A 26028-nucleotide genomic window follows, 5' to 3' on the forward strand; every position below is an offset into this window, starting at 1 on the left:
AACAAGTTGCAGATTCGAGCATGTTCGCCGGGTAAAGATGCAGGTCAGCGAGACTGCTCCCCGCGCACGCGGGGATGGACCCTGTCGTTCACTTCGCTGCCGGAGTCGGCTTTTCTGCTCCCCGCGCACGCGGGGATGGACCCACCACCCGGGACGTCCACGACGGCGGGCGGGCCTGCTCCCCGCGCACGCGGGGATGGACCCTGGGAACGGGGCCTATGTGTGCCCTCGCTGGACTGCTCCCCGCGCACGCGGGGATGGACCCGACTCGGGCCATAGCAGCCCCGCGGTTTGCAGCTGCTCCCCGCGCACGCGGGGATGGACCCTTGCAGAGGTCTACCGTGCCGCCCCGGGGCAGCTGCTCCCCGCGCACGCGGGGATGGACCCCCCATCACGTGGCCGACCACCCCGGCCGAAGCCTGCTCCCCGCGCACGCGGGGATGGACCCCGCAGAAGGCCGCACTCGCACAGATCGGCATCGCTGCTCCCCGCGCACGCGGGGATGGACCCGCATCACCCATGCCGGACAACCCGACCGCCAACTGCTCCCCGCGCACGCGGGGATGGACCCGCCGGCCCCGCCGCGCGCGCCGTGTGAGGACCCTGCTCCCCGCGCACGCGGGGATGGACCCCCTGAGGGCTACAGGCAGGAAACCGAGGGCAACTGCTCCCCGCGCACGCGGGGATGGACCCCGGTGGGCCCTCCTGACCCGGTCCCCCGACCGCTGCTCCCCGCGCACGCGGGGATGGACCCACGTCCACACTGTCGCCGCTGCGTGCGACCTCCTGCTCCCCGCGCACGCGGGGATGGACCCATGAATGGCCGTGGCCCGGATCAGGCTCCGATCTGCTCCCCGCGCACGCGGGGATGGACCCTGAACGAGTTCTGGGTGACGTGCTGCGGCACTCTGCTCCCCGCGCACGCGGGGATGGACCCGGGATGAGCGGGGTGTGTCTCATTGGGGGGTGCTGCTCCCCGCGCACGCGGGGATGGACCCATTCCCACCCGGATCGACACCAAGAAGGTCGCCTGCTCCCCGCGCACGCGGGGATGGACCCTACCGGCTGCCCAAGCACAACACCTCGGGGCGCTGCTCCCCGCGCACGCGGGGATGGACCCACGTCGACGTTTCCGCCGTCGCCCTGGATTCGCTGCTCCCCGCGCACGCGGGGATGGACCTCCCCTTGGGGTCGACGCGGGGGTTAGGACCACGGCCCGAACTTTGCCAGGGACATCTACACCGTGTCGCGGTCGTAGTTCCAGGACTTGCCGGTTCCCCGGTATTCCTCCACCGGGATGGGGGAGGTCCCTTCAACCATCCGGTCCTTGTACGTCATACCGTGTAGGTGGTCCACCTCATGTGCCACGAGGCGGGCCAGAGCATTGGTAAACACCGCGATGGCGGTGGACCCGTCCGACCTCGTGTGCTCGACCTCGATACGGCGCGGACGGGGAACCAGCCCGCGTACGTCGAAGAAGCTCAGGCACCCCTCGTACTGGGAATCGGTGGCGCCGGACTCGCTGATGATCGTCGGGTTGAGTAGGACCATCGCTGAAGCATCGGGATCTGGAGGCAGGACGATGGCCGCCGCACGGTCGATGTCGATCTGCGGCGCCGCCAACCCCATGCCCTTACCGAAGTGATGATGGTCGCGTACCCGTTGGACGGCGCGATGCAGTTGGTCGACGACCTCTTCTGCTTCCTCTGCCTCCGCAGGCAGACGGAAAGGTCGAGAAACCCGCGTGAGTAGTTCCGCGCCCTCCTGCACGATCCCGGCCGCTCGCATACGATCGCTGGCCGTGCGGAGCAAGGGACGGGCCTCGACGCCCTGCTCAGGGCTGTTTCGCCACTGCCACTCCAACCGGTAGCGGGCGCCGATCGGAGGGTCGTTCGTGTGCCAGATGAACGAGACTTCGCCGTCTTCTTCTCGGCGCTGTATGGCCGATCGCAGTGGTACGGCGGCGGCCGTGCTGGAAGTCTCGGTGCCCCACACCCTGGGGTTCATCGAATCGGGGAAGCGCAGTTCCACACTGACCGCCCTGGTCGGTAGTCGGATGGCGCGCTGGAACCACCGTCCCCATTGGTCGGATCCGACGACGTAGGAGTATTCGAGTACGGCGGCCTGCCCCGGGTAGAGGGAGAACATCGAGTCCTGGTTCTCGAAGCTCAACCAGACCTCCTTGAAGGAATCCCGGTCGTGCTTGGGCACCCATGCCATGGGTTCGCCGTCGCATGAGGCGGTCAGGCGCAGCTGTTCCCACGTGAGCGGATGGTTGCGGTAGAGCTCATTCGACAGTTCTGGGCGGCCCGGGTAGCGGTCGACGCTGATACGCACCAAGTAGCGGGTGACCGGTTCGTTGCCGCCGTTGACCACACGTCGCCGCATGGAAGCGGTGTAGGTGCCCTCGTAATAGCGCAATTCCGCGTGATCGAGGTCGACGAACAACTCTCCGTTCCCGGCGGACGTGGGTTGTACGCCGGGGGCCATCTGCCAGGATCGCCAGAGCTCACCACCGGTGGACAGCTTCTGCTCGGCCAGGCGGGCGAACTCCTCACTCGGGGGATAGCGACCGGACTCGACGTGACTGACGTAGGAGGGGTCGAAACCCATCGCCTCGGCGAGGGCCTTCTTCGTCATGCGGCGCTGCTTGCGCCAGTGGGCGAGGGCCGTTCGGAAACCGTCGGGGGAAGGGGAGGTCATACAGCCGATTATCGCGCACACGCAGCGTGATCATCTGAATGAATCGTGACTGAATCCGTCTCATTCTGGCTTCACCCAGCGGCCCTCGGCTCTCCTTGAAACATCATCACCGCCGTGCCCCGTCCGGTTGTCGGGCCCAGCGCGTTTCCCCGATCGAGGAGGTGTCCATTGGCCGTGTTCGCCACCGAACACAAGTCCGCCCCCAACTACCTGGATGTCGCAGCGAACACCCATGGCGAAGAGAAGGCCTCCTTCGTGCTGCGCGCACTGGGACAAGTGGACTCCCGACGCCCCCACGTGGTGGAGGTCGGCCCCGGAGGCGGGGCAGCCGTGAACTTCCTGGCCGCCCGCCTGCGCGAGCGTCGTTGGGAAGGGCGCCCCGTGGACTTGACCCTGATCGAGGTTCCCGGCGTCGAATCACATGCTCTGTCGCACGCCATCAACGAGTTCAACGCAGTCGGCACATGCGAACTCACCCACGGCTTCGTCCAAGACCTGGAATTGCTCCTGCCACGCCCCGCCGATGTGGTCAGCGCCTCGGCACTGGTGCACGAGGTCTACTCCTACGGGGGTGGCTACAGCGGGCTGCACTCGCTCATCCGTGTGCTCGGCTCGGTGATCGAACCTTACGGATATTTCGTCTACAGGGACCTGTTCTCCGTTCGGGACCGGAGCCTGCACGAACGGGTCACACACGTCTACGACGAGCCTTCCTGGCTGCACTTCCTACGTATGTTCACCCCGCATTACCTGGAGCACGGAAAGCACCCCTACCACCACGTTCAGGACCAGTCCGTGGCTCGGCAGGATTCGAGGATCGTGGAGATCGCGGACCTGGATGTGAATACCTGCGCCGTGATCAACGCGCCCATCGGTTTGTTCCGCGAGATCCAGCGCCACTACATCACCTTCCGGGACCACGTGTGGCGCTCCGGAGTATTGGGCTTCGTCCCAGTGCTGGACGGACCGCTGTCGGCGGAATGGTTGGACGCACACACCGGACACAAGCTCGTGCACTACACCCTCACCGAACCCGAGTGGCTGCCCCGAACCCATCGAGACATGCTGGATGTGCTCAGCGAACCCTACGCCGACCATCGCACCGTCGACGGGGACATCTTCGACACCTGTACAGACGTGGCCCTGAACGGCTTCCTCACAGCCGTGGAGGAGGGTGACGTCACATGCTTACAGGTCTGGAACGAATGGAGCGTCCGTGAGGGGCGCGAGACCTACGCGTATCTCACGACCGACGAACTGCTCACCGAGTTCGCGGTCAACTCCGCGCGGGCCAACTCTGCTCATCCGACCGTACTGTTGCCCGTCGGCATGGAGGACATCGTGGTCCGGCAGCGTCACTACTACAACCGTTACCTGGCCAAACGACTCGCCAACCCGTTGTGGGACGCCAAGCAACTCGTGCTCTTCCGCAACATCCCCATGGGGGATTCTGCGATGCTGACCAAGGCGCTGACCGGTGTACGAGAGTCGTTCAGTAAACACAATCTCGCCCGCGTGTACGCGGGCCTCACCCCTGGAAGGGAATGACCTCCGGTGTCCCTGGTCGAGATCGAACGCAAGCGGGTTTTGGCGAACCCTGAGGCGCTGGAGCGGCGATTGGAAGAGTCGGGGTTTGTCGCCACAGGGCCGATAGTGGAGGTCGACACCTACTACAGTCGGCCCGATGTTGACTTCCTCAAAACGGTGGAGTGCTTACGGGTCCGTGAGACGAAAGACAGCTGCGAGGTCACTTACAAGCCCGCATCCGACGCCACCACCCACAGCGCCGATGGTGTCGTGGCCAAGAAGGAGACCAACGTGGCCTTGGCGGACATCAGCCAGGCTGAGCATGCCCATCGTCTTTTGGAAGCCTTGGGCATGATCACGCTGGCCCGTGTCGAAAAAGCACGTATCTGCCACCGAATCCCTCACCGGCCGGGGCTATCGGTGGTGGTGGACACGATCACGGGACTGGGATCGTTCGTGGAGACCGAGATCGTCTCCGAAGACACTCGTGAAGATGTTGTTCTCCGGTTAGAGAGGACCGAGCAACTCTTGGGGCTGCAGTCCTGTTCGGTGGTGACTCTGCCGTATCGAGACTTGGTGCTGGAGGCCCAGGCGAACCCGCATCCCTTTCTCGATGCTGCCCGTTGAACCAGTATGTTCCCTTTGTGAAGAAGGTGGCTTGGTGTCCAAGTTCCAACAAGTTGCAGATTTGGCCATGGTCACCGGGTAAACTCGCAGGTCAACGAGACTGCTCCCCGCGCACGCGGGGATGACCCCGACGTCGAGGTCAAGCGCCGTGACGGGTCGGCCTGCTCCCCGCGCACGCGGGGATGACCCCCGATGCCGACGCAACTTCCCCGCACCGCATGCCTGCTCCCCGCGCACGCGGGGATGACCCCGAAAGACATCTCCATGCTACCCAACCCTGTCGACTGCTCCCCGCGCACGCGGGGATGACCCCGAGACTGAGACTCGGATCGGTCCCGCGCCCGGCTGCTCCCCGCGCACGCGGGGATGACCCCCACCCGTCAACGTCCTGCCACCACCACATACACTGCTCCCCGCGCACGCGGGGATGACCCCAAGCGCGTGTGGGCCATGGGTTCCTCCCTGCCCTGCTCCCCGCGCACGCGGGGATGACCCCCCGTAGGTGTGGGCCTGGACCCGGTAAGCGGCCTGCTCCCCGCGCACGCGGGGATGACCCCCACGACGTGATGGCGTTGCGGTTCGACCCGGACTGCTCCCCGCGCACGCGGGGATGACCCCTGGGTGTAGCCCCGGCGACGATCCGCCGGCGCCTGCTCCCCGCGCACGCGGGGATGACCCCTGTCGGGGTTGGGCCGGGAACCGGGGAGCGGCCTGCTCCCCGCGCACGCGGGGATGACCCCAGCGCGTGGGTGTGCAGGTCCATCACCAAGACCTGCTCCCCGCGCACGCGGGGATGACCCCTCCTTCCCGCGTGTGGTTGAACCCCCGAGTTCCTGCTCCCCGCGCACGCGGGGATGACCCCCCGACTTCGGTATCCATGCGCGGCAGTTCCAGCTGCTCCCCGCGCACGCGGGGATGACCCCTGGTAGCGCTCCCGCAGCGGTTCGTGGCCGGCCTGCTCCCCGCGCACGCGGGGATGACCCCTGGACACAGGTGGTGGCCGACTCCCCGGTGGACTGCTCCCCGCGCACGCGGGGATGACCCCGTCTCGTCGGTGAGCCCGGTTGGGAGGTCGAACTGCTCCCCGCGCACGCGGGGATGACCCCAGCTCTATGAAGTCGGTGGGGACGGGCGCGGGCTGCTCCCCGCGCACGCGGGGATGACCCCGCCACGAAAGCGAGGAACGCATGAGCGATCACCTGCTCCCCGCGCACGCGGGGATGACCCCCTTCGCCGGCCTGCGATGGCCGACCGTACCGGCTGCTCCCCGCGCACGCGGGGATGACCCCAGTCCTTCGTCTCAGTTCTTCCGTCTCCGGTCCTGCTCCCCGCGCACGCGGGGATGACCCCCTCACCAGCATCGTCGTGTCCGGGCGACGTGGCTGCTCCCCGCGCACGCGGGGATGACCCCCACCCACGCCTGATCTTGACGACCTAGCTGCGCTGCTCCCCGCGCACGCGGGGATGACCCCCTGACGCCTCAAAACAGAATCGGACATGGTCACTGCTCCCCGCGCACGCGGGGATGACCCCATGGCGAAAAGGGTTAACCACCCCGGGGCGCCCTGCTCCCCGCGCACGCGGGGATGACCCCCGGACCCGGCGAAGGGGTCGAGGACCAGCTCGCTGCTCCCCGCGCACGCGGGGATGACCCCCAGATCTCGGACGCCGGTATCCCGATCTATGACTGCTCCCCGCGCACGCGGGGATGACCCCCGGTCCACCAATCCCCAAGGAGCCCCCGATGCCTGCTCCCCGCGCACGCGGGGATGACCCCGGCGCGGTCGTGTCCGCGGATGGTCAGTGGTACTGCTCCCCGCGCACGCGGGGATGACCCCGCCACCCGCGCGCGCGTGCGCGTGCTCCATGCCTGCTCCCCGCGCACGCGGGGATGACCCCAGCTCAACATCCCGCCCGGGACCGGCGACGGTCTGCTCCCCGCGCACGCGGGGATGACCCCGACTGACCTCGTCCAGGTTGGTGTCGATGATGGCTGCTCCCCGCGCACGCGGGGATGACCCCACGCTGAAAAAGACGCCGTCACCCGCTAGGGTCTGCTCCCCGCGCACGCGGGGATGACCCCCTCGTTCACCACCTGGGCCGGCTCTTGGATTGCTGCTCCCCGCGCACGCGGGGATGACCCCCGCCCCACCGAAGCGCGGGACGCCTGGGTGCGCTGCTCCCCGCGCACGCGGGGATGACCCCTACCCCGACGGGGAGTGCCGGCCGGACTGTGCCTGCTCCCCACGCACGCGGGGATGACCCCCTGGACGAGGAAGGGAACTGGCAGGCTCCGGGCTGCTCCCCGCGCACGCGGGGATCCGCCAACTACTCGGATGGGAGGGAGTACCACACCTCCGTCCGAAATGCCCGGAAAACCGGTGAGTAGCCACCTGGCCGTTTTCGGCCACTGGAAGGTGTTAGAACCAGTCCCGAACAGTCGTCCACTGCCGCTTAGATGTCTCCCATGAACCCCCGTCCCCCTGCCCAGCCCTGGAAGGACTCCCTCTCCAGGGCCGCCCGTAGCGCCTGGGCCAAGCACGACTTCGACTCCGACGGCTGGCTCCCGCTCTACCGCCACATGGCCGACAGCGCCTCCATCGCGGGCAGACTCTGGGACGAGTGGGTTCCGCGACAGGCCCGCGCGCTCATCACCTCCGCGCTCTCCGGAGACGAGTCCTCGGCTCGCTCCCTGGTGGTGTGGCTCGCCGCCACCCACGACATCGGCAAGGCCACGCCCGCCTTCGCCTGCCAGGTCGAACACCTGGCCGACGACATGCGTGCCCAGGGCCTGGACATGCCCCTCCAAAAGCAGATGGCCGACCGGAATCTCGCCCCGCACGGTCTCGCCGGCCACCTCCTCCTTCGTGACTGGCTGGTCGACGAGCACGATTGGCGCCCCCGGGACACCCACCAGTTCACCGTCATCGCCGGCGGCCACCACGGGATCCCGCCGACCAACAGCGCCATCGCCGCGCTCGACGACCACCCCGAACTTCTGCGTACACCCAAGGCGGCCGAGATCTGGCACCGGGTCCAGACCGAACTCCTGGACACGGCTGCCGAAGTCACCGGGGCCGGCGCCCACCTGTCCTCCTGGCGTACGGCCAAGCTCCCCCAACCCGCCCAGGTCCTGCTCACCGCCCTGGTCATCACCGCCGACTGGATCGCCAGCAACTCCGACTACTTCCCCTACTTCCCGGGCGAACGCGGCACCGACCCCGAGCGCACCGAAGCGGCCTGGCGCCTGCTCGACCTTCCCCGCCAGTGGAACCCCCAGCACCCCACGGGGACCACGGCCGAACTCCTGGCCGCGCGCTTCGACCTGCCCGAGGGAGCCCGCCCACGCCCGGTGCAGGAACAGGCAGTCCAGGCCGCCCGGCACATGGCCGGCGCCGGACTGATGATCATCGAAGCCCCCATGGGCGAGGGCAAGACCGAGGCGGCCCTGCTCGCGGCGGAGATCCTCGCCGCTTCCACCGGGGCCGGCGGCTGTTTCGTCGCGCTCCCCACGATGGCCACCAGCAACGCCATGTTCGCCCGCTTCACCCACTGGCTGGACCACCTCCCGGGCATGCCCGAGGAAGCCACCTCCATCTTCCTCGCCCACTCCAAGGCTCACCTCAACGAGGAGTTCGCCGGCTACCTCGGAGGCGGCCCCCGTCTGGCCACCGACACCGACCGCGAGGACGAATCCGGCTCCGCCGCCCTCATAGCCCACCGGTGGTTGCGCGGTCGCAAGAAGGGCATGCTCTCCTCCTTCGCCGTGGGTACCATCGACCAGCTGCTCTTCGCCGGTCTCAAGAGCAAGCACCTGGCCCTGCGCCACCTGGCGCTCGCGGGCAAGGTTGTGGTGATCGATGAGGCGCACGCCTACGACACCTACATGAACACCTACCTCGACCGGGCCCTGGCCTGGCTGGGCCGGTACGGGGTGCCGGTCATCGTCCTGTCCGCCACCCTGCCCTCGGACCGGCGCCGTGAACTGGCCCAGGCCTACACGGGCGAAGGCCCACGCCCCAAGGTCGAAGGCTACGAAGAGGTCGCCCAGGCCGCTTCCTACCCGCTCATCACCACCGCGGCCCCCGGCACGCCGCCGCGCCTGTACCCCGCCGAGTTCTCCGGACGATCCACCGACGTGCTCATCGAGCCCCTGGACGACGAACTCGCCACCCTCACCGAACGCCTGGACCGAGAACTCCACGAGGGTGGCTGCGCCCTGGTCATCCGCAACACCGTCGCCCGGGTCCACGAGACCGCCGCCCACCTGCGCGGACACTTCGGCGAAGATGCGGTCACCGTCGCCCACTCGCGCTTCCTCGACCTGGACCGGGCCGCCCGGGACGAACAACTCCTGCGTGAGTACGGGCCACCCGCCAAGGTCGTGGCACTCGGGGGCGAGCGCCCCGAGCGGCGCATCGTGGTCGCCAGTCAGGTCGTCGAGCAGTCCCTTGACGTCGACTTCGACCTGATGGTCACCGACCTGGCCCCCGTCGACCTCCTTCTGCAACGCATGGGCCGTATGCACCGTCACCCCCGGGGCGAGGACCAGTCCGAACGTCCACCCCGCCTGCGCGCCGCCCGCTGCCTGGTCACCGGGGTCGACTGGACCCAGTCCCCGCCACGGCCGGTGAAGGGCTCACGCACCGTCTACGGCCAATACCCGCTCCTGCGCGCCCTCGCGGTCCTGCGTCCCCACCTGCCGGCCGACCCCGGCCAGGCGAGCACGCTCAAACTGCCCTACTACATCAGCCCGTTGGTCCAGTTCGCCTACGAGGAGGTCGACGACCACGTCGGTATCGCCCCGGTGGAGTGGCACGAGGCCATGGACCAGGCCCTGTGCGCGGAACGGACCAAGCAGGTGGACCGCGCCGTCCGAGCCCGCACCTTCCTGCTGGACCCGGCCGCGCGCGATGGCCGAGCGATCATCGGCTGGGTGGACGCCGGGGTGGGAGAGGCCGACGACACCCAGAGCGGCAAGGCCCAGGTCCGAGACACCGGGGAGAGCCTGGAGGTCCTGGTCGCCCGACGTCACAGCGATGGCTCGCTCACCACCGTCCCCTGGCTGAGTGGCGGACGCGGCGGTCTGCCACTGCCCACCGACTCCGTCCCGGCTCCCAAGGCGGCTCGTGCCCTGGCCGCCAGCGGGCTGCGCCTGCCCTACCAGTTCACCCTCTCCGGTCAGATGATCGACCGTGCCATCACCGAACTGGAAGCCGACCTGGTCGAGGCGTGGCAGGCCAAGGAGGCCCACTGGATCGCCGGAGAGCTGGTCCTTTTCCTGGACGAGGACGACCGTGCCGAACTGGCCGGCCACCGACTCCACTACACCGAATCCGACGGCTTGGAGGTCACCCGTGCCGACTGAGGCACCCCCCGCTGTATCCACGGCCACCCCGCCGCCCGCCGACACGACCACCTTCGACCTCACCCGCCGGCCATGGATCCCGGTCCTGCGCACCGACGGAGTCGAAACCGAGCTTTCCCTGGTCGAGGTCTTCGAGCAGGCCGAACACGTGCGCCGACTGGTGGGGGACGTCCCCACCCAGGACTTCGCCCTGCTGCGGCTGCTCTTGGCCATCCTGCACGACGCCATCGACGGCCCCCAGGAGATCGAGGACTGGGCCGACCTGTGGGAGGAGGACCTCCCACTGGACCGTGTGCGCGCCTACCTCGACGAACACGCCGAGCGCTTCGACCTGCTGCACCCGCGTACCCCCTTCCTCCAGGTCGCGGACCTGCGCACGAGCAAGGGCGAGTACGCGCCCCTGGACAAGATGGTCGCCGACGTTCCCAACGGCACTCGGTTCTTCACCATGCGGTTCCACGGAGCCCAACGCCTGGGTTATGCCGAGGCCGCGCGCTGGGTGGTGCACGCCCACGCCTACGATTCCTCCGGTATCAAGACGGGAGTCGAGGGCGATCCCCGCGCCAAGGGTGGCAGAGGTTACCCGCTGGGAGTGGGTTGGGCGGGCAACCTCGGCGGGGTCCACGTCGAGGGTGATGACCTGCGCCAGACCCTGCTGCTCAACCTCATCGCCTTCGACACTCCCAACCTGCACACGGATTCCGAACGCGACCGGCCGGCCTGGGCACACCCACCCGTCACCGCCGCACCACTGGAAGCGGCGGAGGCCGCCGCCCGACCGCATGGTCTGCGCGACCTCTACACCTGGCAGACGCGCCGGTTGCGTCTGCACCACGACGGCCAAGGGGCGCACGGTGTCCTGCTCTCCTACGGCGACCCGCTGAGCCCACGCAACATGCAGCCGCGCGAACCCATGTCCGCCTGGCGCCGCAGCCCCGCCCAGGAGAAGAAGCTCCGCGAGCCCACCGTCTACCTGCCACGTGAACACGACCCGGCCCGCGCCGCCTGGCGCGGCCTGGGAGCACTGGTCACCGGCAGGGTCAGGGGAGCCGACCAGCGCCAGGAGGCCGCCGACCAGGTGCGCCCCCGCGTCCTGGAATGGATCGCGAAACTCACCGTCGATAGGTACCTGCCCAAGGGATACCTCGTCCGCGCCCGTCTGGTCGGGGCGGTCTACGGCACCCAACAGTCCGTCATCGACGAGATCGTCGACGACGTGGTCGCCATGCCCGTGGTCCTCCTCCACCAGGACAACGGGGAGCTGGCGCGGACGGCCGTCGACGCCGTCACCGACGCCGAGGAGGCCGTCACCGCCCTGGGCGACCTGGCTACCGGTCTGGCACAAGCGGCCGGAGCCGACGGGGAGGGGCCACGCGCCACCGCCCGTGACCGGGGCTTCGGCGAATTGGACGGGCTCTTCCGTGGCTGGCTGCGCGACCTTGCCACCCCCCAGGACGGGGAGGCCGACCTGGACTCCCTCCTGAACGACCCCGAGTACCCCGACCGGCGACGGGGAAGGTGGCAACGCACCGTTCGCGAAACCGTGTCGCGCCTGGGCGACGAACTCATCGAGTCCGCCGGTGAGGCGTCCTGGGAAGGACGCGTGCTCGACACCAAGAACGGTGCCTTCTGGCTCAACACCTCCAGCGTCGACCTGCGTTTCCGCAAGGCCCTGCGCAAGTGTCTGACGCTGGCCGCCCCCGAGCCGGACACCACCCCCGACACCGACTCCGAGAGCAGCACGGAGGAAGAACAGTGACCACAGCGAGCCGCACCGCCCACGTCCCCGAGCTCAAGGCCGTGGGCAAGGCGGTGGACGAGCGGATCCGCCGACTCCAGGGCGGATACCTCCGCGATGAGTCCGCAGCGGTGGCGACCTTGGCCAAGATCCGCCGAGGCGCGGGCAAGACCATCGAAGAGGTTCCCGAACTCGTGGGACTCACCATCGACCACGACTTCTACGAAACCTTCGACGTCCACGATCCGCGTACCCCTCACGCGGAGGCCGCCGTGCACGAGGCGCTCACCCTCTACGCCCTGCACCAGCAGTCCAAGCGAGAGTCGGGCATGCACAGGCGCGGTCGCGGGTTCGGGGCGGCGGTTCGTCGGCTCATGCCGGCCGGTGACATCGACGAACCCCTGCGCAAACGGTTCGTGCAGGCCCAGACGGCGAGCAGCCGGAGCACGCGCCTGGATCGACTGCGGGGGATCGTCCAACTGCTACGGACCGAGGACGTCCCGCTCGACTACGGCCTTTTGGCCGACCAACTCTTCGACACCCGCACCGCCGCCGGGGCCGAACGCGTGCGCCGCACCTGGGGGCGCGACTTCCAGGCGTACCGGCCACAACGCTCCGCCGGCGATTCACCGAAGGAGACGGTGGCGGCCCGAGGCTGACCCCCAGACACCCCCCACCGAAGCGCTCCCCGCCGCGCACACCGCAGATTCGGTACCGACAGGACGAGGAACACCATGAGCCGTACCATTCTCGACGTGCACGTGTTGCAGACCGTGCCGCCCAGCAACCTCAACCGGGACGACACCGGTGCCCCCAAGACCGCCGTCTACGGCGGCGCCCGCCGCTCCCGGGTCTCCAGCCAGGCCTGGAAGCGCGCCACCCGCCTGGCCTTCGACGCCCTGCTCGACCCCCAGGAGCTCGGGACCCGCACCAAACGGGTCGCCGAACTCATCGCCGCGCGCATCCGCGAACTCGAACCCTCCATCGAGGAGACCGAGGCGCTCGCCCTGGCCGCCGAGACCGTCCAGACCGCCACCGGCTCCAAGATCGAGCCGCCCAAGCGCAAGGCCGACGCCGCCAAGAAGAGCGGGGAGCCGGCCCCCGCACCCGAGTCCGCCTACCTGATGTTCCTGAGCGCCCGACAGCGTGACGGGCTCGCCGAACTCGCCGTCGAGGGTCGTGAGGACATCAAGGCCTTCCTCAAGGACAAGGACAACAAGGCCCGCGCCAAGTCCATCGCCGACACCCACCACTCCGTCGACATCGCCCTGTTCGGCCGCATGGTCGCCGACGGCGCCGACATCAACGTGGACGCCGCCGCCCAGGTCGCGCACGCCATCAGCGTGCACGAGGTGGAGAACGAGTCGGACTACTACACCGCGGTCGACGACAAGAACCCCGAGGAGGAGACCGGCGCCGGCATGATCGGCACCGTGGAGTTCAACTCCGCCACCCTGTACCGGTACGCGGCCGTCGACGTGGACCTGCTGCGCAGGAACCTGGGGGAGGGGCTGCGCGAGGACGAACCCGTCACCGAACCGCTGCGCCGTGCCGTGGAGGCGTTCGTGCGCGGGTTCGTGGAGTCGCTGCCCACCGGCAAGATCAACACCTTCGGCCACCACACCCTGCCCGACGTGGTCATCGTGAAGCTGCGCAGCGCACGGCCCATCAGCTTCGTCGGCGCCTTCGAGGAGCCCGTCACGGCCGATGCCGGGCACGTCGCGCAGGCCGGCGCCCGCCTGGCCGAGTACGTGCCGGAGGTGGAACGCGCGTTCGGGGCCGCCGACGACGTCGAGACCTGGGTGGTCCGGGTGGGGGAGCGTACCGCCAAGCTCTCCGGTCTGGGAACCGAGGTGAGCCTGCCCGAACTGGTCGAGCAGGTCGGCGCCGCCGTCGCCCGGCGTCAGGCGCCCACGGCATGAGCGGGCCCGCCACGCACACCCTGCCCCTGGTTCTGGCGGGGCCACTCCAGGCGTGGGGTTCCTCCTCCCGATTCGCCCGACGTGGCACGGAGAACGCGCCCACCAAGAGCGGGGTGGTCGGGCTGCTCGCCGCCGCCCTGGGACGGGAGCGCACCGCCGAGGTGTCCGACCTGGCGGCGCTGCGCTTCGGTGTGCGGGTGGACCAGCCCGGCACCCGGGTGCGCGACTACCAGACCGCACACCACATGGTCACCGGCGTCTCCATGCCGATCTCGGAGCGTTTCTACCTGTCCGACGCCGTGTTCGTGGCCGTGGTCGAGGGAGACCCCGAGTTGGTCGAACGGCTGTACCGGGCGGTGCGCGCGCCGGTCTATCTGCCCTACCTGGGGCGACGCTCCTGCCCTCCCTCACGACCCCTCGACCTCGGGACGCCCGAGCCGGGCACGGTCGAGGAGGCGTTGCGTGGACAGCCTTGGCGGGCGAGTCACTGGTACCAGCGCCGCCGAGGATGGCGCGAGGGGGCCAAGATCGAGCTGACCACCCTGGTCGACGCCTCTCCGAGGGACGGTGGAGCCGACTCGTTGCGCGACCGTCCGCTCAGTTTCGACCCCCGACACCGACGATACGGTCTGCGCGCCGTCCGGTCCGGTTCGGTCACGGTGCCCAACCCGTACGAGCGCCGCACCTCACCCCCCGACCACGATCCCGTCTCCGCGCTGGGAGGCCGCTGATGTACCTGACCCGATTCCGTTTCAACACCCACCGGTCCGGCACCCGCAAGTTGTTGTCCTCTCCTCAGGCGATGCACGCCGCCGTCCTGGGCGGGTTTCCCGAACTCCTCCCGGGAGCTCCGGCCGGGGAGCCGGGTGGCCCCCGGGTGCTGTGGCGGGTGGATCGCAACGCCAAGGCCGAGGTGTTCCTGTACGTGGTGAGCCCCGAGCGTCCCGAGCTGACCCACCTGGTGGAACAGGCCGGGTGGCCCAAGGCCGACCCCGGCACCTGGTGGCGGACCCACGACTACGCGGGGTTCCTGTCCAGGCTGGAAGAGGGGCAGACCTGGGCCTTCCGTCTGACCGCCAACCCGGTGCACAGCATCCGGCGCAAGGACGGGGAACCGACCAAGCTCACCGCGCACGTCACCCCCCGCCACCAGGCGGGGTGGTTGCTCAAGAAGCAGGAGCGGCGCGGGTTCGAGGTGGTGCGCCGCAAGGATCCGGACCCCGCCCTGCCCGAGATCGACGGCTACGAGTTGATGGTGCACGACCGTGACAGCGCCGGTTTCGACAAACCCGACCCCCGGCCGGAGCGGAAGGGCAAGCGGATGCGGGTTCCGGTGGTCACGGCGACCTTCGACGGGAGGCTGACCGTCACCGATCCCGAGGCGTTGCGCCAGGCGTTGACTTCGGGCATCGGCCGGGCCAAGGCCTACGGCTGTGGACTCATGACCCTGGCGCCGGTGGACTGATGTCCACCGCCGGTAAACGGAGGGCGTCGAGCCCCGCCGAGCTGACCCGGGTGGGTGATCGGAGCTCCTTCGTCTACCTCGAACGGTGCGTGATCCACCGTGAGGACAACGCGATCACCGCCGAGGACGGGGAGGGTGTGACCTACCTGCCCTCGGCGACCATCGGGGTGCTGCTTCTGGGGCCCGGTACCCGGGTCACCCACCAGGCGATGGCCCTGCTCGGAGACAGCGGGGCCGGTGTGGTGTGGGTCGGGGAACAGGGGGTGCGGTACTACTCCGGAGGCCGCGCCCTCACCCGGTCCTCCGCGCTGGTCGAGGCACAGGCCACCGCGTGGGCCAACCGTCGAACTCGCCTCGAAGTGGCCCGGTCCATGTACCTGAAACGGTTCCCCGGTGAGGACGTCGAAGGACGCAGCCGACGGGAGCTGTTGGGGCTCGAAGGCGACCGGGTGAAGGCGGCCTACCGGGCCAACGCCGCCCGCACCGGTGTCGAGTGGCACGGGCGGAAGTACGTGCCCGGGCGGTTCGACGAGGGGGACGCGCCCAACCAGGCGGTCACCGCCGCCGCGCAGTGCTTCTACGGAATCGCGCAGTCCGTGGTCGCCGCGTTGGGCTGTACGCCGGGGCTTGGGTTCGTGCATTCGGGGCATGAGCAGTCCTTCGTGCTCGACGTGGCCGACCTGTACAAGGTGGACGTGGCGATCCCGGTGGCCTTCGACGTGGCGGCCGAAGGTGAGGAAGAGGTGGGTGCCAGGACTCGGCGTGCTCTACGCGACCGCATCCATCAGGACCAGCTGCTCGACCGGTGCGTCGGGGACATCAAGAAGCTGTTACTGCCCACCGGGGTGGATGTGGAGGACGCCGATCGGGTCGGGCTCCAGGTCGATCGAGGCGCGGACATCGAGTCCGGGCGGAATCTCGGGGTGATCTGGTGATGGTGCTGATCCTCACGAACTGTCCTGTCGGGCTGCGTGGGTTGCTCACGAGGTGGTTGTTACAGATCGCGCCGGGGGTGTTCATCGGTAAGCCGTCGGCGCGTGTTCGTCAGGTGTTGTGGGACGAGGTGCAGCAGTACGCGGGCAATGGACGGGCGTTGTTGGTGTATTCAACCGACACCGAGCAGGGTTTCGCCTTCGAGACCTTCGAGCACCAGTGGCGGCCGGTGGACCATGAGGGGATGACGCTGATCCAGCGCCCAAGGAAGCCGGAGGAACCGGTGAAGAGGAGCGTCGGGCCACCGAAGAAGGGTTGGAGCAAAGCGTCGAAACGACGCCGCTTCGGGAGGTAATTCGCTTATGCGTGTTTTGTTCCGAGTGTCCAACTCGCAACTAGTTGCAAATTTGAGCATGTTCGCTTGGTAAACGCGCAGGTCAGCGAGACTGCTCCCCGCGCACGCGGGGATGGACCCAGAAGGTCCTGTGGCTGTGGTTCCTGTTCGGTCTGCTCCCCGCGCACGCGGGGATGGACCCACCCACACCGGCACCGAAGCACGGGAAGCACTCTGCTCCCCGCGCACGCGGGGATGGACCCACAGCGGCGGCACGGTCGTACTCGAGCGACCACTGCTCCCCGCGCACGCGGGGATGGACCCACGATCCGGTCGAACCCGTCGGACAGGTACAGCTGCTCCCCGCGCACGCGGGGATGGACCCGAGACCAGCACGACGACGCAGCGGATCAGTGGCTGCTCCCCGCGCACGCGGGGATGGACCCGTGGCTTCGCCGGACAGGCGCCCCGAGGTGGCCTGCTCCCCGCGCACGCGGGGATGGACCCTCGGCGATGGCCACCATGTCGTTGGGGTCCCCCTGCTCCCCGCGCACGCGGGGATGGACCCGCCCGGTCCCCGACCCTGTTCATGCCGGTGATCTGCTCCCCGCGCACGCGGGGATGGACCCGTGACGTCGACTTCCCGGTGACCGTCATCGCCCTGCTCCCCGCGCACGCGGGGATGGACCCGTCGCCCTGGACCTCGTTGAACTGCACACCGGCTGCTCCCCGCGCACGCGGGGATGGACCCGCCACCACGACCCAGACGTGGGCGTTCTCCGACTGCTCCCCGCGCACGCGGGGATGGACCCAAGTTGCTGAAGCTCCTCGGCGGAAACCTCATCTGCTCCCCGCGCACGCGGGGATGGACCCCGCTCGGGGGTGGTCACTTGGGCGGCGATGGCCTGCTCCCCGCGCACGCGGGGATGGACCCGCCGGAAGCCTCGAGGCGCCGATCACCGTCACCTGCTCCCCGCGCACGCGGGGATGGACCCGGCTCGGCGTGCCCGCCTACGTCCCTTCGTGACTGCTCCCCGCGCACGCGGGGATGGACCCCGTCGTCGCGCCCACGTTCGAGGTCGACGTCGCTGCTCCCCGCGCACGCGGGGATGGACCCGCTCACCCTCGGCGACCGCCGCGCCGAGGTTGCTGCTCCCCGCGCACGCGGGGATGGACCCCGCTGGGTTCGGATGTGGGGGATGTTGGCGGCCTGCTCCCCGCGCACGCGGGGATGGACCCACCTCGGTGGAGCAGCTCGGTGGCGGCTTCCACTGCTCCCCGCGCACGCGGGGATGGACCCCAGGCCGGCGGGAACGTCGTCGGCACGTTGGACTGCTCCCCGCGCACGCGGGGATGGACCCCCCCACCAGCACACACCCGACAGACACACGAACTGCTCCCCGCGCACGCGGGGATGGACCCAGTTCCCCATCACCCCCCTCGAAGAGAACACCCTGCTCCCCGCGCACGCGGGGATGGACCCGCCGCAGCGGCGGCCTGGACCTGGTGGGCGGGCTGCTCCCCGCGCACGCGGGGATGGACCCATGGCCAAGCGCACGGTGCGCATGGTCCACGACTGCTCCCCGCGCACGCGGGGATGGACCCTACGGGCGATGCTCCGGTCGATCGCCGACGGCCTGCTCCCCGCGCACGCGGGGATGGACCCGCCTCGGCGTAGGACTGCGGGACCGCGGGGACCTGCTCCCCGCGCACGCGGGGATGGACCCGCTCACCCTCGGCGACCGCCGCGCCGAGGTTGCTGCTCCCCGCGCACGCGGGGATGGATCCAACATCTCCGGAACTCAGACGCTCAGCGCGACCTGCTCCCCGCGCACGCGGGGATGGACCCGGAGTACTGGCCGAAGGGCAGAGGCTCCCCACCTGCTCCCCGCGCACGCGGGGATGGACCCGTCTTGCCCATACGGGGCTTGGCTCCGATGAGCTGCTCCCCGCGCACGCGGGGATGGACCCCTCGGAGCGCTCCGAGGGCGGTGCGGTGTGCTCTGCTCCCCGCGCACGCGGGGATGGACCCCGGCTCCACACGTTCAGGTACAAGGTCGTGTCCCTGCTCCCCGCGCACGCGGGGATGGACCCGCGAAGGTGGGCGGCACTATCAGCGCGTGGCACTGCTCCCCGCGCACGCGGGGATGGACCCCCACGTAGCAATGGGCAGGGCCCCGGGTCTCCCTGCTCCCCGCGCACGCGGGGATGGACCCTCGGCGTACTCGGCGGGGGTCATGCCGAGCTCGGTGGCCCTGCTCCCCGCGCACGCGGGGATGGACCCAAGGAGGCGCCGGACCGGCGCGGGGACTCTGCCTGCTCCCCGCGCACGCGGGGATGGACCCGGTTCCCTGGTGCGGCTGGTGCCGCTGGCGGTCTGCTCCCCGCGCACGCGGGAATGGACCCGATCCCTGCGTCGAGGTCGCCATCAGGCGCATCTGCTCCCTGCACACGCGGGGATGGGGGTGCGACCGAAGTGGTTCAGGGGTGGTGGGATGCTTTTTGATTGAGCGGTTGGCGCTCGGTTGGAGGGGCCGTTTTGGGGCGTTGGTGCGGGGGTTTTGTTCTGGTGGGGCTGATGCTCCTTCTCGCGGGCTGCGCACCGGAGGTACCGGAAGGCCTTCCCCGGGAAGGCGGCTTCGACTACCAACTCGGCGGGGCCTACCCACCCCCACCGGGGGTCGACATCGTGGTGCGTGACTCCTCCACCGACCCCGAACCCGACCTGTACTCGGTCTGCTACGTCAACGGGTTCCAGACACAGCCGGGTGACCTGGACTCCTGGCAAGAAACCCCCGACCTCCTCCTCCGAGACGAGGACGGTGAACCGGTGGCGGATCCGGGTTGGCCGGACGAGTTCCTCCTGGACACCTCGACCTCGGACCGACGTGAGCGCATCGCGGAGGTGCTCACCGACACCATCGAGCGGTGTGCCGAAGCGGGGTTCGACGCCGTCGAGTTCGACAACCTCGACTCCTACCTGCGCTCCGATGAGGCCCTGAGCAGCGACGACAATCTCGCTCTCGCGGTGGACCTCGTGGCCCTGACCCATGAGCGGGGTATGGAAGCAGCGCAGAAGAACACGGTGGAGGAAGCCGACCGGGGTAAGGAGGAGGTCGGTTTCGACTTCGCCATCACCGAGTCCTGCGGAGCTTGGTCGGAATGTGACGGCTACACGCGGGTTTACGGCGAGGAGAAGGTGCTCGCCATCGAGTACCCGGAGGACCTGGAGGAAGCAGGAACCTCCTTCGTCGAAGTGTGCGACTCCGGTCCGCCCACGCGAACGATCCTGCGCGACCTCGACCTGGTGCCGGAGTCCGAACCCGGTCACGTGTTCGACGCCTGCTGACCCCTCGGAACGGCACGAGGTTCGGCCGAAGCGACCCGGGTAGTTTCGGGGCTACCGAATGCATACCCGGGGAAGCGAGAACATGGCCCGCAAGATCGCCACCAACACCAAGGTCGACCGCGACGAACTCCTGGACTTCGTTCGTCCTCGACACCACGCGCTGCTCATCACCCGGAAGGCCGATGGCTCGCCCCAGGCCTCGCCGGTGACCTGCGGGGTCGACGTCGAAGGCCGCATCGTCGTCTCCACCTACCCCGAGCGCGCCAAGGCCCGTAATGCCCGGAAGGACCCTCACGTCAGCGTGGTCGTCCTCTCCGACGACTTCGACGGGCCCTGGGTTCAGGTGGACGGCACCGCCGAGCTCCTCGATGGGGAGGACGCCGTCGAACCCCTCGTCGAGTACTTCCGGGTGATCGCCGGTGAACACCCCGATTGGGACGAGTACCGGCAGGCCATGCGGCAGCAGGGCAAGGCCCTGGTCCGGGTCACTGCCGAACGATGGGGCCCGATCGCCACCGGAGGGTTCCCTGCCGACAAGGCCTGATCAGCTCCTATACGGTGAGTGCGAATCGGAAGGGACACCTATGAGCTTCCCCGGAACCCTCGACCACCTGGTCTACGCCGTCCCGGACCTGGCGGCGGCGGTATCCGCCTTCGCGGAACGCACCGGTGTCGCTCCGTCCCAGGGCGGCCGGCACCCGGTCGGTTCGGCCAACGCCCTGGTCGCTCTCACGGTGAACGGTGAGCGCGCGCCCCACTACCTGGAGATCGTGGGTCCGGACCCCGAACGCGCCGACCCCGGTCCGGTGCGGGTGTTCGGTCTGGCCGACCTGGAACGCCCCCACCTGGCGACCTTCGCGGCCCGGGTCGACGAGGACCTGACCACGGTGGTGGAGCGGGCCCGCGCCGTGGGGCACGATCCCGGTGACGTCGAACCCTGGTCCCGGGCCACCCCCGAGGGCGATGTCCTTCGCTGGCACCTGGCCAAACGGGAACCCGAGGCCTACCCCGAGCCGGTGCCCTTCCTCATCGACTGGGGGAGTACGCCGCAGCCCGGCCTGGGGGACCTGCCCACCCTGGAACTTGTGTCCCTGCGCGCCGAACACCCCGAGCCGGCCGCGCTCGCCCCAGCCCTGTCCGCGTTCGGCGTCGACTTGGACCTCACCGAAGGCTCCAGTCCGTTGCTTGAGGCGGTCCTGCGTGGACCGAAGGGCGAGTTCGTCCTGCGCTGAGTCGAACCATAGGCTGCTCCCTGCGTACGAACGGTGACAAGCAGGGCACAAGTGGACAGGGAGTGGGGCGTGGGCGGGCGGAACGCAGGCGTGCTCGGATGGGCCGGGATAGCGACCATGGCCGGGGGTGTGGTCTTGACCGTGGTCCGCTTGGCCGGGATCGATTCCGAGGCGGCGGAGGACTTCACCATCCCTGTGGTCCTGCTGCTCTTCATGGCGTTCATGGTGCCGGTGGTGCGGATCAACATCCGACGCGACCGAGGCTCCGCACCGGCCGATGACGAAGACCAAGGATCCGCCGCCGGCCTCGTGCTCCGATTTTTGGTCGCCGCCACGGCCATGGGGTTGGCCTGGTGGGCTTTCCCGACCCACTACGTAGCATCGTCCGTGTCCGAAGGTGGCCTGTACCTGACTGAGGCGTTCCAGGTGTAGGGCGGTATCGGCGCGGTCGTGCTGGGGATCGTGCTGCTGGTCTTCGCTCCCATAACGGTAACCGGTGGTGGTTGGAAGGCCCTGCTCGGTGGCCTGGTCGCCGGTGCGACGGCCCTGCTCATGGTCACTGCCCTGACCCCGGTGCTCACCACCTGGGTGGAAGTCGAACACCGGGTCGCGGCTGCGGGCGAACCCGAACCGTTCCCCACCGACGTCGCCCGGGTGGGGTGGTCCTGGGAGCCGGAACAGCCGATCCAGGATGTGGGACGCGGCCTCCGGGGCCCGGTCGTTCGGTACGGGGACGGTTTCGTCGGGTTGGACGGGGCCACCGGAGAAGAGTTGTGGACCTACCGGCGTTCCTACTCCGAGATCCTCGGGTTCGGGTTCGTCCGGGGGGACGAGTCGCACGCCTATTTCATGCACCGGGAGGGCCGCGCGGCACCAGGCACCATCCTCGTGTTGGACACCGCCACCGGCGAGATCGTCCGGGAGGCGACGCTGCCCGAACACGAGGACGCTGACTCCCGGCGGCACGTGAACGCCGATCGGATGATGGAGGTCAAGGAAGACGACGGAGGCGGCTCCGTGGTGGGGTACGACCTCGACTCCGCGGAACCCGAGTGGGAGTACCCCCTGACCCGGGAAACCGGCCGCGTTTGCCTGCCCGGGGAAAGCGTGCGGACGCGACTGTACGGCGACCGTCTATTGGTCTCCAGGACCTGCCTGGACGAGGAACATTTCGACGATGGTGATCTGGAGAGTGGAGACATCGGGTTGACGCTGGCCCTCGACCGAGTGGGGCGGCCCGAGGACGCGAAGCGGACCTTGGTCGTCCTGGACACCACGACCGGTGATGAGCTCTGGCATGCGGAAGTGGAGCCGTCCCGACGTTTGGAGTGGGACGACGCCGACATCGTTCGGCCCAGGACGTGGAGCGACGGGGACCCCGTGGTCGCGGCCGGGGAAAGTCTGTTCGGCCTGAACACCGGAGAGCCGGTCGATGTCGTCCCAGACCATCCTGAGCAGGAGTACCACCAGTACGAGATGGCCCCCGGCACCCTGGCCGCCGACACCGAGGGTGCCGTGGTCGCCCAGAACGAGCCGGAGGCGCTCGGTCCTCGACGGCTGAAGAAGTCCGACTCCGACGGCGAGGTCGTCTCCAGCGTCGAGGTCGAGTGGAACATCGGCCACTACCTCGATGGCCCCACCGCCGTGCTGGAAGGTGCGCTGGTCTCCGCCGTCAACGAGCGGAGGACGAGCGAGGTCGAAGAGGCGGGGATCGAAGAGGGCGATCGCGCCGTGCTGGCCGTCCCGACGGAGGACACCGACACCGAACGCGCGGGCACACCGCGCTGGATCCGGTTCGACGGCGAACGTCTCTTCGACCCCGACCTAGGGCAGGGGAGCAACCGCCAGAGCCTCGTCGCGGTCCCCGGAGCGGTCGTCACCTACGTCGCCGCCGGGTACCAGGACGACGGCCTGCCCCCGGTCCACGGTCTGGTGCCCTGAAGTCCGGTCGAGGCGCGTTCCCGGGTTCGTCCAACTCTCGCCGGCCACGGTTTTCCCACCGAGGCCGCCGGGTACCGCAGCACCCACAACCTCCTCCCACGAACCCGATCGAACAGGGGAACACATGTCGCACACCCGCCGCCACTCTCCTGTGGAACGGGGGCGCCCATGAGCCGCCTGAAGGGAGCCCTGGCACTGGCCGGTGTCCGATGGGCGTGGGGCCGCTACCGTCGCCGCCACGAACCGCCGCCGTCGCCGATCCGACAGAACGCCGAACTCCTCGCCTGGGGCGCCACGGGGGCCGCCCTGGGGGTGGGGGTCTCGGCCCTGTCCGAACGTCGCCGCGCCCGAAGCATGCGCGGCAAGGTCGCGCTCGTCACCGGTGGCTCGCGCGGTCTGGGGCTGCAGATGGCCCGTGAGTTCGGTGCCTCCGGTGCCTCGGTGGTGATCTGCGCCCGGGGGCGTGAGGGACTGGACCGTGCCGTCGCCGAACTCACCGGACGGGGCGTGGAGGCCCACGGTGTGGTCTGCGACATCGGCGACCCGAAGGCGGTCGACGCCCTGTTGGACGCGGCCGTCGAACGCTTCGGCCGGCTGGACGTGGTGGTCAACAGCGCCGGCGTCATGCGGGTGGGCCCGCAGGAGACGATCGCCGACGAGGACTTCGCGCAGGCCATGGACATCATGTTCTGGGGCCCGTTCCACCTGTCCCGCGCCGCCGTCGAACGTATGCGCGGCACCGGCGGCACCGTCGTCAACGTCACCTCGATCGGCGCCTACCTGTCGGTGCCGCACATGCTGCCGTACTCGGTGGCCAAACGCGCCTGGGCGGCGCTGTCGGAGGGGTTGGCCGCCGAGACCGGCGGCACGGGCGTGCGGGTGCTGACCGTGGTGCCGGGTCTGATGCGCACCGGTTCGCACAAGGGCGTGCTCTTCTCCGGCGATCCCGAACGCGAGTACGCCTGGTTCGCGTTGGCGGCCGGGCTCCCGTTGCTCAGCGTGAGCGCCGAACGTGCGGCCCGCGGCATCGTGCGGGCCGCCGCGAGCGGGCGCGGGTTCCTCATCCTCACACCGGCGACCCGGATCGGGTTGGCGGTGCACGGGGTGGCCCCCGGGCTCACCCAACGGGCCCTGCGCGTGGTCGGTCGGCTGCTGCCGAGGGCACCGGGGATAGCGATGGAGCGCCATGGTTCGGAGGCCGCCCACTCCCGGATCGGTCGCCTGATCGACACCGTCGGCGTGCTCAACGACCGGGCGGGACACCTATTGAACCAGCCCTCGCGCGGGGAGAGGGGCAGGCCCCGCGACCCCGACCCCGACGCCCGATCCTGACACGGAACTCACCTCGGTCGGGCAGGACCGAGCACGAACCACCGAGACGGCCGGAGGAGAGGAGGAAGTCGGATGAGCGTGAACCTGGCGGAACGGGCCCTACGACAGCCCGACCCGATGCCACCGGACCCGTTCCCACCGGCGCCGATGCCGCCCGAACCGGTCCCGCCGGAACCGAGCCCTGACCCGGTGCCGGAGCCCCAACCGGTCCCGGAACCACCGGGGCCCGAACCCGAACCGGAACCCGCCTGAGGCGGGGTTCCACCGCTCTCATCGTGGGGCGTACCCGACCGGGTGCGCCCCACGGGGACGTCGGGGCCGATGCGAATACCCTCGGTCACCCCCCTTGACGGCCGCGCCACCACTACCTAGCTTCAATGGGAAACCTTCCTTCCGGATCCGCGTCGCCCCCACCGCGTCCGATCCGCTCCCCGCTGGAGGACAACCTTGGCGCGTCACCGTCCCACCCCCAGGCACCCCTACCGCACCCTGTCCCTGGCCGCACTGGGAGCGATTCTGCTCGGTGCCACCCTGCTCGGCAACGGTGCGTTGGAAGAGGCCGAACCCGTCGCCTCCACCACACCCGAGACCACCGCCATCGACGAGCATGGACGGCTTCAGGTCTGCGGTATCAAGCTCTGCGACGAGAACGGTGAGGCCGTCCAGCTCACCGGGATGAGCTCGCACGGTCTGCAGTGGTTCGACCACTGCCTCACCGACGCCTCCCTGGACGCCCTTTCCGACGACTGGAACGCGGACGTCCTACGCGTGTCCATGTACATCCAGGAGGGCGGTTACGAGACCGACCCGCGCGGTTTCACCGACCGGGTGCACGAACTCATCGAAGAGGGCACCGAGCGCGGCCTGTACGTCATCGTGGACTGGCACATGCTCACCCCCGGCGACCCGAACGTCAACACCGACCTCGCACGCGACTTCTTCGCCGAGATCGCCTCGACCCACGCAGACAAGGACAACCTGCTCTACGAGATCGCCAACGAGCCCAACGGTGTCTCCTGGGACGCGATCAAGGGCTACTCCGAGCAGGTCATCCCGGTGATCCGGGACGCCGATCCCGAGGCGCTCGTGCTCGTCGGAACCCGCGCGTGGTCGTCGCTGGGCGTGTCCGAGGGCTCGGACCACACCGAGATCCTCGATGACCCGGTGGACGCCGACAACATCATGTACGTCTACCACTTCTACGCCGCCTCGCACGGGGGCGGGCACTACGACACCTTCGAGCGGGCCACCCAGGAGCTGCCACTGTTCGTCACCGAGTTCGGCACCCAGGAGCACACCGGTGACGGCGGCGACGACTTCGACTCCGCCCAGCGCTACCTCGACCTCATGGACCGGGAACAGATCAGCTGGGTGAACTGGAACTACTCGGACGACGTCCGCTCCGGCGCGGTCTTCGAGCCCGGCACCTGCGACGCGGGCGGCCCCTTCACCGGCACGGACTCGCTCAAGCCGGCGGGGGAGTGGATCCGCGACCAGATCCGCACCAGCGGCCTGTCCGCCTGATCCCACGCGACGTCGGGCCCCGAGGACCTGAAG

At 69.3% G+C, this 26028-nt stretch carries 19 protein-coding genes and 3 CRISPR repeat arrays; of the genes, 18 read left to right on the top strand and 1 reads right to left on the bottom strand.

Annotated features, from left to right (window positions below; translation table 11 throughout):
• The first annotated feature begins 53 nt into the window (after nucleotides 1-53).
• Nucleotides 54-1181: direct repeats of the CRISPR family, unit length 29 nt; unit sequence CTGCTCCCCGCGCACGCGGGGATGGACCC.
• A gap of 55 nt (nucleotides 1182-1236) precedes the next feature.
• Nucleotides 1237-2703, bottom strand: a complete 1467-nt coding sequence (locus tag ACWGKS_RS05405; protein WP_452521823.1) for a peptide deformylase — start codon at nucleotides 2701-2703, stop codon at nucleotides 1237-1239.
• A gap of 168 nt (nucleotides 2704-2871) precedes the next feature.
• On the opposite strand from ACWGKS_RS05405, the gene ACWGKS_RS05410 reads away from it, so the two are divergent.
• The 18 genes from ACWGKS_RS05410 to ACWGKS_RS05495 all read left to right on the top strand — a co-directional run bounded on the left by ACWGKS_RS05410 (nucleotide 2872) and on the right by ACWGKS_RS05495 (nucleotide 25995).
• Entirely contained in the window at nucleotides 2872-4251 is a 1380-nt protein-coding gene (locus tag ACWGKS_RS05410; protein WP_358513881.1) for a hypothetical protein, read from the top strand.
• 6 nt (nucleotides 4252-4257) lie between these two features.
• The gene (gene cyaB / locus ACWGKS_RS05415) at nucleotides 4258-4857 is read left to right on the top strand and encodes a class IV adenylate cyclase (RefSeq protein ID WP_358513879.1); all 600 of its coding nucleotides are present in this window, start codon (nucleotides 4258-4260) and stop codon (nucleotides 4855-4857) included.
• 100 nt (nucleotides 4858-4957) lie between these two features.
• Nucleotides 4958-7184: a CRISPR direct-repeat array (repeat unit 29 nt; unit sequence CTGCTCCCCGCGCACGCGGGGATGACCCC).
• A gap of 131 nt (nucleotides 7185-7315) precedes the next feature.
• Nucleotides 7316-10225, top strand: a complete 2910-nt coding sequence (cas3, locus tag ACWGKS_RS05420) for a CRISPR-associated helicase Cas3' (protein WP_452521826.1) — start codon at nucleotides 7316-7318, stop codon at nucleotides 10223-10225.
• Nucleotides 10215-11984 carry a type I-E CRISPR-associated protein Cse1/CasA gene (casA, locus tag ACWGKS_RS05425; RefSeq protein WP_358513875.1) on the top strand — a complete coding sequence of 590 codons (1770 nt, stop codon included), beginning with the start codon at nucleotides 10215-10217 and terminating at the stop codon, nucleotides 11982-11984. The genes cas3 and casA overlap by 11 nt, the downstream gene beginning before the upstream one ends.
• On the top strand, nucleotides 11981-12622 hold the full coding sequence (gene casB, locus ACWGKS_RS05430) for a type I-E CRISPR-associated protein Cse2/CasB (RefSeq protein ID WP_358513873.1): 642 nt from the start codon (nucleotides 11981-11983) through the stop codon (nucleotides 12620-12622). Before casA ends, casB begins: the two co-directional genes overlap by 4 nt.
• A gap of 75 nt (nucleotides 12623-12697) precedes the next feature.
• Nucleotides 12698-13885, top strand: coding sequence for a type I-E CRISPR-associated protein Cas7/Cse4/CasC (cas7e, locus tag ACWGKS_RS05435; protein WP_358513871.1), 1188 nt, complete (start codon nucleotides 12698-12700; stop codon nucleotides 13883-13885).
• Nucleotides 13882-14616, top strand: coding sequence for a type I-E CRISPR-associated protein Cas5/CasD (cas5e, locus tag ACWGKS_RS05440; protein ID WP_358513869.1), 735 nt, complete (start codon nucleotides 13882-13884; stop codon nucleotides 14614-14616). The genes cas7e and cas5e overlap by 4 nt, the downstream gene beginning before the upstream one ends.
• Nucleotides 14616-15350: a type I-E CRISPR-associated protein Cas6/Cse3/CasE gene (cas6e, locus tag ACWGKS_RS05445; protein WP_358513867.1), complete on the top strand. Its 735-nt coding sequence runs from the start codon at nucleotides 14616-14618 to the stop codon at nucleotides 15348-15350. Before cas5e ends, cas6e begins: the two co-directional genes overlap by 1 nt.
• Nucleotides 15350-16285 (top strand): type I-E CRISPR-associated endonuclease Cas1e, encoded by a 936-nt coding sequence (gene cas1e / locus ACWGKS_RS05450; RefSeq protein WP_452521827.1) that lies wholly within the window; start codon nucleotides 15350-15352, stop codon nucleotides 16283-16285. Before cas6e ends, cas1e begins: the two co-directional genes overlap by 1 nt.
• The gene (cas2e, locus tag ACWGKS_RS05455) at nucleotides 16282-16638 is read left to right on the top strand and encodes a type I-E CRISPR-associated endoribonuclease Cas2e (protein WP_452521828.1); all 357 of its coding nucleotides are present in this window, start codon (nucleotides 16282-16284) and stop codon (nucleotides 16636-16638) included. The genes cas1e and cas2e overlap by 4 nt, the downstream gene beginning before the upstream one ends.
• A 91-nt stretch (nucleotides 16639-16729) precedes the next feature.
• A CRISPR array of direct repeats spans nucleotides 16730-19023; the repeat unit is 29 nt; unit sequence CTGCTCCCCGCGCACGCGGGGATGGACCC.
• Nucleotides 19024-19195: 172 nt separating this feature from the next.
• Nucleotides 19196-19966, top strand: a complete 771-nt coding sequence (locus ACWGKS_RS05460) for an endo alpha-1,4 polygalactosaminidase (protein ID WP_452521829.1) — start codon at nucleotides 19196-19198, stop codon at nucleotides 19964-19966.
• 82 nt (nucleotides 19967-20048) lie between these two features.
• Nucleotides 20049-20510 carry a PPOX class F420-dependent oxidoreductase gene (locus ACWGKS_RS05465; protein ID WP_452521830.1) on the top strand — a complete coding sequence of 154 codons (462 nt, stop codon included), beginning with the start codon at nucleotides 20049-20051 and terminating at the stop codon, nucleotides 20508-20510.
• A gap of 40 nt (nucleotides 20511-20550) precedes the next feature.
• Nucleotides 20551-21198 carry a VOC family protein gene (locus ACWGKS_RS05470; protein ID WP_452521832.1) on the top strand — a complete coding sequence of 216 codons (648 nt, stop codon included), beginning with the start codon at nucleotides 20551-20553 and terminating at the stop codon, nucleotides 21196-21198.
• A 69-nt stretch (nucleotides 21199-21267) separates the two neighbouring features.
• Entirely contained in the window at nucleotides 21268-21630 is a 363-nt protein-coding gene (locus tag ACWGKS_RS05475) for a hypothetical protein (protein WP_452521834.1), read from the top strand.
• An 18-nt stretch (nucleotides 21631-21648) separates the two neighbouring features.
• Nucleotides 21649-23139 (top strand): outer membrane protein assembly factor BamB family protein, encoded by a 1491-nt coding sequence (locus ACWGKS_RS05480; protein ID WP_452521836.1) that lies wholly within the window; start codon nucleotides 21649-21651, stop codon nucleotides 23137-23139.
• Nucleotides 23140-23307: 168 nt separating this feature from the next.
• A complete protein-coding gene (locus tag ACWGKS_RS05485; protein ID WP_452521838.1) occupies nucleotides 23308-24471 on the top strand; it encodes an SDR family NAD(P)-dependent oxidoreductase in 1164 nt (387 codons plus the stop codon).
• 72 nt (nucleotides 24472-24543) lie between these two features.
• Nucleotides 24544-24723 carry a hypothetical protein gene (locus tag ACWGKS_RS05490; RefSeq protein WP_358513853.1) on the top strand — a complete coding sequence of 60 codons (180 nt, stop codon included), beginning with the start codon at nucleotides 24544-24546 and terminating at the stop codon, nucleotides 24721-24723.
• Nucleotides 24724-24918: 195 nt separating this feature from the next.
• On the top strand, nucleotides 24919-25995 hold the full coding sequence (locus tag ACWGKS_RS05495) for a glycoside hydrolase family 5 protein (RefSeq protein ID WP_452521840.1): 1077 nt from the start codon (nucleotides 24919-24921) through the stop codon (nucleotides 25993-25995).
• The last annotated feature ends 33 nt before the right edge of the window (nucleotides 25996-26028 follow it).

The sequence above is a fragment of the Nocardiopsis sp. NPDC055879 genome, from assembly GCF_053615935.1.

Bases quoted from the DNA above. Each gene is read 5' to 3' on its own strand.
- ACWGKS_RS05405 (WP_452521823.1), bottom strand. From the start codon at position 2,703: ATGACCTCCCCTTCCCCCGACGGTTTCCGAACGGCCCTCGCCCACTGG.
- cas3 (WP_452521826.1), top strand. From the start codon at position 7,316: ATGTCTCCCATGAACCCCCGTCCCCCTGCCCAGCCCTGGAAGGACTCC.
- cas7e (WP_358513871.1), top strand. From the start codon at position 12,698: ATGAGCCGTACCATTCTCGACGTGCACGTGTTGCAGACCGTGCCGCCC.
- cas5e (WP_358513869.1), top strand. From the start codon at position 13,882: ATGAGCGGGCCCGCCACGCACACCCTGCCCCTGGTTCTGGCGGGGCCA.
- cas6e (WP_358513867.1), top strand. From the start codon at position 14,616: ATGTACCTGACCCGATTCCGTTTCAACACCCACCGGTCCGGCACCCGC.
- cas1e (WP_452521827.1), top strand. From the start codon at position 15,350: ATGTCCACCGCCGGTAAACGGAGGGCGTCGAGCCCCGCCGAGCTGACC.
- ACWGKS_RS05460 (WP_452521829.1), top strand. From the start codon at position 19,196: ATGCTCCTTCTCGCGGGCTGCGCACCGGAGGTACCGGAAGGCCTTCCC.
- ACWGKS_RS05465 (WP_452521830.1), top strand. From the start codon at position 20,049: ATGGCCCGCAAGATCGCCACCAACACCAAGGTCGACCGCGACGAACTC.
- ACWGKS_RS05470 (WP_452521832.1), top strand. From the start codon at position 20,551: ATGAGCTTCCCCGGAACCCTCGACCACCTGGTCTACGCCGTCCCGGAC.
- ACWGKS_RS05485 (WP_452521838.1), top strand. From the start codon at position 23,308: ATGAGCCGCCTGAAGGGAGCCCTGGCACTGGCCGGTGTCCGATGGGCG.
- ACWGKS_RS05490 (WP_358513853.1), top strand. From the start codon at position 24,544: ATGAGCGTGAACCTGGCGGAACGGGCCCTACGACAGCCCGACCCGATG.